General features: G+C 45.2%; 1 protein-coding gene. It reads left to right on the top strand.

All coding sequences use genetic code 11. The features are described 5' to 3' along the window. A partial coding sequence (locus tag ABWW54_RS20120) for a transposase (protein ID WP_353415017.1) occupies window positions 1-475 on the top strand: 475 nt, incomplete at its 5' end. Window position 476: the final 1 nt, after the last annotated feature.

The raw sequence follows: 476 nt of genomic DNA, 5'->3' as shown, positions 1-476 counted from the left end.
TCCGCTCAACAATGTGCTTACAAAAATCCAAGCCGAAATAGCCAAAGTCGATAAAAAGCTCGATAAGGCGATAGCCAAGGTTCCACACTGGCAAGAGCTGGTTGAATTACTAATGAGCGCGCACAGTGTGGGTCGAGTACTCGCTTACACCTTACTCAGTGAACTTCCTGAGCTTGGAAAATTAAACCGTAAGGAAATTGCCACTCTAGTCGGGATTGCACCTCTAAACAAAGACAGCGGAAAGAAGGATGGCAAACGACGAATACGCGGAGGTCGCCATAAAGTTAGAACCGTGCTCTACATGTCCATGATGACGGCAATTCAGCACAACCCGAAAATCAAAGCGTTTTATCAAAAGAAAATAGCCGAAGGTAAACCTAAAAGAGTTGCTCTAATCGCATGCTGCAGAAAGCAGCTAGTCACGCTCAACACTATGGTTAAGAATGGCCAACATTGGGATGCCAATATGGCTTAGA

The sequence above is a fragment of the Arenicella sp. 4NH20-0111 genome, from assembly GCF_040366405.1.
Lineage (GTDB): Bacteria > Pseudomonadota > Gammaproteobacteria > Arenicellales > Arenicellaceae > Arenicella.
Note: the sequence above shows the minus strand (reverse complement) of the source record. Positions and strands in the feature narration are given on the sequence as shown.